Here is a 9,067-nt window from a genome sequence, read left to right on the forward strand (position 1 = left end):
CTATTTTTCGAATCATAGACAGCTAAAAATATCATTAATACTAACGGTGCATCCAATAAAGGTTGCGATGTTAACATTGTTACAAACAGTGGAAATATAGACACTATATAGTTTTTTTTGTATTCGTATTTATATAAAGGTAAAAAATACATTATCAAAACTAATATAAATCCAAGTATTCCTATTTTGTAAGAAATAGCCAATAAATTTATCCCTGAATTCGGCAAATCATTATAATTTAATTGATATAGCCCTTCTCCAATCGGATGTTCTTTAAGTTTTTCCAAGCCACTAATTGTAGCGTACATTCTATCATTTATTGAATCACCATGAGTTTCTGCTTTATTTTTCAAACCAATATAGGGGGTGAAAAATAAAGCTAATAACATTGCTAAAGAAATTAGCGTACCTCTTAACGGTTTTTTATTTGCTATGAAGTAAATGACAATAGTACCTAAGAATACAGCTATTCCACTTGTGGAAAATGTACCTATTATGCCTAGAATAATGAGCAATTTAATCCACTTATATTCTAAGTTGTAATTTTTAAGATTAAAATATGCCCATACTAGAAATGCTTGCAGGATACCTGATTCTCGAAAGAGACCTAAAAGCCTTGGTAGCTGAATATCTCCCACGCTAAATAAACCATATAAAATTGTGAACGGTAGATATATACTACCTGAACCATCATAGCCTTCAATTGGTAAAGTAAATAAATATAATTTGTCTAAACCTAATATCAAAGAAAGAATGTATGTAATCCAATATGACAAAGAACTTCCAACTAGACTTAAAATAAAGTATCTAAAAAACAAAAAATTACTTTTTTGATCACTTAACACTATTGCTCCACAAATAACTAAAACTACATGTGCTAGATATGCTTTAATAACAAAGTCTAAGTGATTAGAACCAAGTATAMTTGCATGTGCTAGAAGATAGGTCCATAAAGATAAAACAGAAAGAGATACTATAAAATTTTTTTTTGTAAGTCTAATTTTACGTTTTGAAAATTCCATAAAATGAAGACTTAATGAAAGCACACTCAAACCTATCCCCATACTCGTTAACGATTGCCCCAAAGCAGAAGGCTTAACTAAAAATACAGCAATTAACAAAATCAAGATTTTAACATAAGTAATCAAAATAGYCTCCTCCTGAGCTCTAAAACTAAAACTATATTATTAAATAAAAAGTAGCTTTATTAATTACTATATTTTCACCAGTTAATAAAGTAACTAAGATAATTGACATATAATAACTTTTATTCTAAATATAATTTCAGTGTTACTATAATTATAAATTAGAAATCACACACTAGATTAAACTCTTCATTTAAAAGATAAATTCTTTTTCAATATCATAAACTATTACAGAAAACCTTTTATAATTTTTTCTTATATACAAGAACCCTCAAAAGGTACCTCGAAATATATTTATGTTAAACATAACAGAGATGCAGGCTTAAACTATTAATTATATCTTTGTTATATTCTTCATAAAGAGTTTATAAGATACAATATTATATCCTCCGTGAATTAGTACAATTATCAACATATACGTAAATAATTTAGCCAAATTTAAGGAGTGTTCAATTGTCATGCAATAACCAATAGGTACCATAATAAAAAGTTGATTTAATAAAAGACACAAAAATAACTTATGAAACTTTTTTATATTTAAATATTTATTTTCAACATAGATAATCATGATAATAATTAAAGGAAGTCCCATTAGCCTACCGTATACAGCTCCCATTAATCCAAAGTAATGAATTAAAATTATGCTACTCAATAAACTAACTACAGATAAGATACCATTAAATATAGTATTTATTTTCTCAGCACCTATACTATTCAATAAGTAGAAAGGAATTATAAAAAATGTACCACTAAGAATGGATAACATTAATGTCCTTAATATATTAATATTTTGTTCTGAAAATTCAGTTCCTAACCAAATTGTCAATATTTGTTTTGCAAATAAAAACAATGGAAAGAATAGAGAACTTATAAACAAGAGTAAAATAATCATAGATTTCACATACAAATTTATTAAATCTATACGGTCTTGCTTCTCGAATAACGCACTGAATTTTGGGAACAAAAAACCGCTTACGGCAACTGGAATTTCATGCAACTTACCAGCTAATTGAAAACACGCCGAATATACGCCTAGTGCTCTCGATCCTAATAATATATTAATTAATAACTTATCTGATTGATTATAAAGTGTACTTACAATAACTTGAACCCATGCCATCAGACTAAAGCTAAGAACTTCTTTAAGCACATTTAGCTCAATGTTAAATTTCAGCTTCATCCCTGGTAAAATTTTTTTGATTTTTATATTAAATAATAAACAACCTATTAATGATGTAAAAACTAAACATAATAGCAAGATATTTAAATTTGAAGTTACGATTGCTAATGTGGTAGTACTTATTACAGTAAGTAAGTTTATAAATATATTAATCTTATTACTTATATCGTAACGTTGACATGACATGATAACGGCAGCTAGTACTCCCATTACTATGCGAACTCCTACTATTAGGCCTATAACAATGTAATAATAATTAAACTCTTTTAGCTTTACACTTAAAGTCACTATTAAAGCAAGAACTAAAATAAGAGCCCCAATAATTAAAGAAATTGCAAAAATATTATTTACCATTTTATACATTTTATCAATTTGTTTTTTCTCTATATATTGAGCCCCAAACTTAATAACGGCATTACCTAGCCCAAAGTTCGCTATACTTAATACTGCTATGATAGAATTAACAAGTACCCATTGTCCGTAATCCCCTATCCCTAAGTTTTTTATTAAGAGAGGTGTAGAAATTATCATAGCAATAGGCATAATCAGATATGACAATAAACTAAAAAATACATTGTTCCAATCTCGGTTATTTGATATTTTAGATAGTCTTCTGTAAACTTTATGGTACATTATGTTAATAACCTTACTTTCATTTAAAATCTAAAAAATAATTTTATTTTTCTTTATAAACCGCTGGTATACCTACTGCTACTGAATTATTGGGTACATCCTTAATAACCACTGCATTTGCCCCTATTACAACATTATCTCCTAAAATAATAGGACCTATTATTTTAGCACCGGCACTTAAAGTTACATTGTTACCGATACTTGGATACCTATGTGTAGGATCGCTTCCATCCCCATATTTCTCGCCAATAGTAACTTGCTGTAGTAAAGTACAATTATCTCCAATAACTGCTCCTCGACCAACTACAATACCATTAGAGTGTCTTATTATTAAGCCTTTTCCAATCTCTACACCTATACCTATGTCTGCTCCTGTAAGAAAAAGGTTCAAATTTTTAATTAACGTAGGAATAAAAGGGACCTTTTTGTTAAAAAGACAATTTTGTAGACGAAGTAAGGCTATACATTGAATATTAGTGTTTGATACTAATAACTTAAGAATTTTCAATTTACCAGGCCTTTTCCCATAGAGCCTTTCTAAATCTTTAATAAACATTTTAACCATCCCTTAAGTACGAACTCCATCACTTTTAATTTTCTATTAAAAATTAAGCACAGGGTAATATCAATTTCACGGTAAAAAAAGAGCATCTAAAAAAATTTGATGCTCTTTTTATTATTAAAATAATTTTTTTATGAATTTGTTAAAAGTATGCTATAGAAATATCAATCAAACATTGTTTTTACTTTATCTTCTTTTTGAACCTTTTTCATGTCTTCCTTCACCATAACATGAACTAACTCTTCAAAAGAAGTTTTGGTAGGGTTCCATCCTAATAATGTCTTCGCTTTAGTTGGATCACCTAACAATTGCTCCACTTCTGCAGGACGGAAGAACTTAGGGTCAATTTCTACGATGACTTCACCTGTCGCTTTGTTTGTTCCTTTTTCTTCTAACCCTTCACCGCTCCACTCAATTTCAATACCTGCATGTTTAAATGCAAGCTGCACAAATTCGCGTACTGAATGCATTTCACCTGTTGCGATAACGAAATCTTCGGGCTTGTCATGTTGAAGAATTAACCACATGCATTCTACATAATCTTTTGCATAACCCCAGTCGCGTAGAGAATCTAAGTTTCCTAGCGTTAATTTTTGCTGCTTGCCTTGCGCGATACGTGAAGCAGCAAGCGTGATTTTACGCGTTACGAACGTTTCACCGCGGCGTTCTGATTCGTGGTTAAATAAAATACCGTTTACTGCAAACATATTATAAGATTCACGGTAGTTTTTTGTAATCCAGAAGCCGTAAATTTTCGCTACACCGTATGGAGAACGTGGGTAGAAAGGTGTTGTTTCTTTTTGCGGTACTTCTTGAACTTTTCCGTAGAGTTCAGATGTAGACGCTTGGTAAACGCGCGTTTTATCTGTAAGCCCTAAAATACGTACAGCTTCAAGAATGTTTAACGTACCTTTTGCATCAACATCTAATGTATACCCAGGCATATCAAAAGACACGCGTACATGTGACTGTGCTGCTAGATTGTAAATTTCATCTGGTTGAATGTCACCAATAATACGCGTAACGTTTAGTCCATCTGTTACGTCACCGTAGTGAAGATGGAAGTTTGAATTGTTTAATAATGCGCTTGCTGCTTCTTCTGTTAAAAGATCTTCTAAACGCTCTTGGTTATAAGAAGAGCTGCGGCGAATTAGTCCGTGAACTTCATAGCCTTTTTCTAGTAAAAATTCTGCTAAATATGATCCGTCTTGTCCTGTTACACCTGTAATTAATGCTGTTTTCATCGTATCCTCCATATATATCAACTGTTATTTTAGTATTTAGTTTAATTGAAAGTAATTAATTATTTTGCTGCAGCTAGTTCGTTATCTAAGAACCATTGATATGCTTTTTGAAGACCGTCTTCTAAAGCTGTTTCTGCTTTCCAGCCAAGACCGTTCAGTTTTGTTACGTCTACTAGTTTACGAGGCGTTCCGTCTGGTTTTGACGTATCAAATTGAATATTTCCTTCATATCCAACAACTGCTTTTACTTTTTCGCCAAGCTCTTTAATCATAATATCTTCTCCCACACCAATATTAACGATTTCATTGCCTTCGTATGTATTCATTAAGAACAAGCATGCATCTGCCAAGTCATCTGAATATAGAAATTCACGTTTTGGTGTGCCTGTTCCCCACATTTCAACAAACGGTGCATTGCTTTCTTTCGCTTCGTGGAACTTGCGAAGCAGTGCAGGAAGAACGTGTGATGTATGAAGATCAAAGTTGTCATTTGGACCGTAAAGGTTAGTCGGCATTGCTGAGATGTATTTTGTTCCGTACTGACGGTTATAAGATTCACACATTTTAATACCGGCAATTTTAGCAATCGCATAAGGTTCATTTGTTGGTTCAAGCGCACCTGTTAGTAAGTACTCTTCTTTTAGAGGCTGAGGCGCTAATTTTGGATAAATACATGTACTTCCTAAGAATAATAGCTTTTCTACATCATTTCGGTACGCTGCGTCAATGATATTTGATTGAATCAATAAGTTATCGTGAATAAATTCTGCTGGATATTCATTGTTTGCCACAATACCGCCTACTTTAGCTGCTGCTAAGAAAACAAATTCCGGCTTTTCTTCAGCAAAAAATGCGTCTACTTGCGGCTTATCTCGTAAATCTAGCTCAGCACTTGTACGATATACTAGATTGCTATAGCCTTTTTCTTGTAGTTTTCGCACGATAGCTGAACCGACGAGACCTCTGTGACCAGCTACGTAAATTTTCGAATTTTTGTTCATTTCAATACACCAGCTTTCTTTTTATTAATATGCACCTTTTCTTGATATTACTAACAATAAAGTCTTTATGAAAATAGTAACATCCATTTTTATTCCTTTATGGTCAATGTAATAAAACTCCAAATCTGCCCTTTCAGGGTATCCAACATTACTTCGACCACATATTTGCCAATATCCTGTAACCCCCGGCTTTACTGCTAAAAAGTCTTCTAAACGATTTCCGTATTCTTTAAGTTCTTCTTGAATAACTGGTCTAGGGCCTACGAGACTCATATCCCCTTTTAAAACATTTATTAACTGAGGTAGTTCATCCAAACTCGTCTTTCTTAAAAATTCCCCAAGTGTGGTAATACGAGGATCTTCTTCAGGTTCTAGTTTGTAATTGTTTTTCAAATACTTTTCAAAAAGTACCTTATCATTTTTTAGAACTACTTCTGCATTTACAATCATTGAACGGAATTTATACATCTTAAAAAGCCTTCCGTTTCGTCCTACTCGAGTTTGGCAAAAAAATATCGGACCTTTATTCTCACCAACTAAATAAAGCATACTAATTACAATGAAAATAGGTGAAGTTATTACTAACCCTATTAAAGCTCCAGTTATATCAACACATCTCTTTAAAAAGAAGTATTGCTGACTGCCTTTAGGTTCAGGCTTCTTTTTCGAGGACACTGAAATAACATTTTTCGTCTTTTTTTCAGCAATTAATGACAAATATAGCTCCTCCATTTCTTATGTATTAAGTGCTACTATATTCCCTTTCCCTTGATTAACTAAAGTGCTCATAATTTTCAACAAGTTGTCTCTTAACTCCGGATGCTGCAATGCAAATTCAATGGTTGTCTGAATAAATCCTAGCTTTTCCCCTACATCATAGCGCTTGCCTTCAAAATCATAAGCAAATACACGCTGAATTTCATTTAGCTTTTGAATAGCATCCGTTAATTGAATTTCACCGCCTGCTCCCACTTCTTGTTCTTCTAAAAATTTAAAGATTTCAGGAGTGAACACGTATCGTCCCATAATAGCTAGATTCGAAGGAGCTGTACCCGCGACTGGTTTTTCTACAAATGTATTCACTTGATGACGGCGGCCGTCGTTTGAAATAGGATCTACGATTCCATAGCGGTGCGTTTGGTTATCAGGAACCGTTTGCACGCCTATTACCGACGAAAGCGTTTGTTCATACTCATTCATCAACTGACGAAGACAAGGTGTTTCCGCTTGGACAATATCATCGCCTAACAATACGGCAAATGGCTCATCGCCGATAAAGTTACGAGCACACCATACAGCATGACCTAATCCTTTTGGTTCTTTTTGACGAATATAGTGAATATCTACGTTTGAAGATTGACGCACTTTTTCTAAAATATCGAATTTTTCTTTTTCGACTAAATTATTTTCAAGTTCTGGAGCATAATCAAAATGATCTTCAATCGCGCGTTTTCCTTTTCCAGTTACGATGATGATGTCTTCAATACCTGATTGAACCGCTTCTTCGACAATATATTGAATAGTTGGTTTATCAACGATGGGGAGCATTTCTTTTGGCATTGCTTTCGTTGCGGGCAAAAACCGCGTGCCGAGTCCAGCAGCTGGAATAATAGCTTTTTTAATTTTTTTCATCGTCATTCACTCCTTGTTTCTTCCTATTTATATATACTTTTTGTAAGCACTTACGAACAAGCTGCAGCAGCAGCACATTCGTAAATGCTTATAAATCAATAGGGGCATTTAACCCCACCTCACACCACACTCCTGACAACAAACGTGTCTAAGGTAGTTTTCTACCCACAGTGTAGCCGAGTGCCTCCTTTGATAGTGGCTGAGGAGACATCACCATACATATTACGCTTTATATAACTATTTTTGAATATTCATCCTTTATTAGATAAAAATTAAAAACTTGTCTTTAATTTCAACAAGTTTTCTAAGGGTTCGACACATTATCTAAGAGGATTTTATAGTTCATTTATCTTATCTATTCTCAGTTATTTCTATATGTTTTTACTGACATCCATTAGACCTATAACTTATGACACAATCGTAAAATTAATGTTATCACAAAAAAAGGAAAAGAGGGATAAGATTTTTTGTCGAAATTTGCGATATAACAAGGTTTTTGAATGAAAAGATAATATTTTCTCTCCAAAAGACCTTTTTATGTCGTTAAATGTTGATAGTCTTACTTTTTTCTATATTTAGTAAGTTGTTAGAACTTCTGTCATATGTAGCGAAAATCATAGATATTTCTATATGAAAATATCTTAATGTATGATGCAAAAATAAAGAGACATAATGATATTTCTTGCATTTGTACTCTTTTTCTCTTACGATATGAAGATAAATCTAAAATAAAAGGAATTTTTTGTATGATATTAAAAAGAATTTGTGTTGTTGCGATGATACTTGCTATTTCCCATTTTTCCCATACGCCTCATCTTCAAGTGACGGACCCAAACTCATGGAGCAATGCTTCAGTCTGGAATCATAAAGCTACTCTTTGGTCCGTGTTACATCCTGGCAGTGAATTTTATACGTCTTATACATACGGCTTTAATCTAGAGTTTATCTTACGTAAAATTGCTCATATTTCTTTTTTCGGCTTATTAGCCCTATTAATTTACTGGAATTTTAAAAAAAATTCTTGGAGATATGTAAAAGCGTGGTTTTTACTCACTTGTTTTGCTTTTTTAGACGAACTGCACCAAGCTTTTATTATTGGACGTGACGGCCGAATTATCGACGTAGCTATTGATTCGTTTGGCGGTGCGCTGTTTTTATTTTTACTTTATAGATACAAAAAGATCTCTAGAATTTAGAGATCTTTTTGTATCTATATTTTTGATTGTTTTTTTCTTAATCCTATATTTTCCTCCCCCAGAACTATATAGTTTTTTTAAAAACAATCATGTGGATAGACTACAATTTTGGGGTTGAATCTTTTATCCCTTTTACAAACCACAAAAAGGTCGTTATTAACCTTCTTTTATGTAGTTTAGCGTCTTAAATAGACTGTATCCTATACCCGTACCTAAAGTGTTCAAGAGAACATCATCAATATCTGTCCACCGATTTGGCATAAATAGTTGAACTATTTCAATGAGTACAGAAAAGAACATTCCCACGAGGAAACTTTTTGGCAAATTATTTATTTTCCTAAATCTCATAGCTAAGAAAAAACCAAACGGTAAAAACAAAATAATGTTTCCTATATTATTTAGAATAAAATCGCCAAATGAATGATGAAATAATAAGTCCATAATTGTGCCCAATGGCACAAGATTGATACCACC

9 protein-coding genes are annotated in these 9,067 nt (G+C 32.6%); 1 reads left to right on the forward strand and 8 read right to left on the reverse strand.

All coding sequences use genetic code 11. From position 1 onward, the window contains the following. The 7 genes from AC1DRF_RS11365 to galU all read right to left on the reverse strand — a co-directional run. Window positions 1-1,148 (reverse strand): O-antigen ligase family protein (locus AC1DRF_RS11365; RefSeq protein WP_477740765.1); only part of this gene is annotated, 1,148 nt, incomplete at its 3' end. A gap of 331 nt (window positions 1,149-1,479) precedes the next feature. Then, window positions 1,480-2,958, reverse strand: a complete 1,479-nt coding sequence (locus AC1DRF_RS11370) for an oligosaccharide flippase family protein (RefSeq protein ID WP_477740766.1) — start codon at window positions 2,956-2,958, stop codon at window positions 1,480-1,482. 43 nt (window positions 2,959-3,001) lie between these two features. Further along, complete coding sequence (gene epsC, locus AC1DRF_RS11375; RefSeq protein WP_477740767.1) at window positions 3,002-3,514, reverse strand: serine O-acetyltransferase EpsC; 513 nt, start codon at window positions 3,512-3,514, stop codon at window positions 3,002-3,004. Window positions 3,515-3,684: 170 nt separating this feature from the next. Further along, on the reverse strand, window positions 3,685-4,764 hold the full coding sequence (gmd, locus tag AC1DRF_RS11380) for a GDP-mannose 4,6-dehydratase (protein ID WP_477740768.1): 1,080 nt from the start codon (window positions 4,762-4,764) through the stop codon (window positions 3,685-3,687). Between the two features lie 59 nt (window positions 4,765-4,823). After that, entirely contained in the window at window positions 4,824-5,765 is a 942-nt protein-coding gene (gene fcl / locus AC1DRF_RS11385; RefSeq protein WP_477740769.1) for a GDP-L-fucose synthase, read from the reverse strand. 24 nt (window positions 5,766-5,789) lie between these two features. Then, entirely contained in the window at window positions 5,790-6,473 is a 684-nt protein-coding gene (locus AC1DRF_RS11390) for a sugar transferase (protein WP_477740773.1), read from the reverse strand. A gap of 27 nt (window positions 6,474-6,500) precedes the next feature. After that, window positions 6,501-7,397: a UTP--glucose-1-phosphate uridylyltransferase GalU gene (galU, locus tag AC1DRF_RS11395; protein ID WP_477740770.1), complete on the reverse strand. Its 897-nt coding sequence runs from the start codon at window positions 7,395-7,397 to the stop codon at window positions 6,501-6,503. A gap of 746 nt (window positions 7,398-8,143) precedes the next feature. Between galU and AC1DRF_RS11400 the strand changes: the two genes are divergently transcribed. After that, window positions 8,144-8,593 (forward strand): VanZ family protein, encoded by a 450-nt coding sequence (locus AC1DRF_RS11400; protein WP_477740771.1) that lies wholly within the window; start codon window positions 8,144-8,146, stop codon window positions 8,591-8,593. A 156-nt stretch (window positions 8,594-8,749) separates the two neighbouring features. On the opposite strand, the gene AC1DRF_RS11405 is transcribed toward AC1DRF_RS11400, so the two are convergent. Then, window positions 8,750-9,067: VanZ family protein (locus AC1DRF_RS11405; protein ID WP_477740772.1), on the reverse strand; the 318-nt coding region annotated here is incomplete at its 5' end.

The sequence above is a fragment of the Priestia sp. P5_B4 genome, assembly GCF_056400385.1.

What these genes read in the sequence shown, in the direction of transcription:
- AC1DRF_RS11370 (WP_477740766.1), bottom strand. Translation starts at nt 2,958, where the DNA reads ATGTACCATAAAGTTTACAGAAGACTATCTAAAATATCAAATAACCGA.
- epsC (WP_477740767.1), bottom strand. Translation starts at nt 3,514, where the DNA reads ATGTTTATTAAAGATTTAGAAAGGCTCTATGGGAAAAGGCCTGGTAAA.
- gmd (WP_477740768.1), bottom strand. Translation starts at nt 4,764, where the DNA reads ATGAAAACAGCATTAATTACAGGTGTAACAGGACAAGACGGATCATAT.
- fcl (WP_477740769.1), bottom strand. Translation starts at nt 5,765, where the DNA reads ATGAACAAAAATTCGAAAATTTACGTAGCTGGTCACAGAGGTCTCGTC.
- galU (WP_477740770.1), bottom strand. Translation starts at nt 7,397, where the DNA reads ATGAAAAAAATTAAAAAAGCTATTATTCCAGCTGCTGGACTCGGCACG.
- AC1DRF_RS11400 (WP_477740771.1), top strand. Translation starts at nt 8,144, where the DNA reads ATGATATTAAAAAGAATTTGTGTTGTTGCGATGATACTTGCTATTTCC.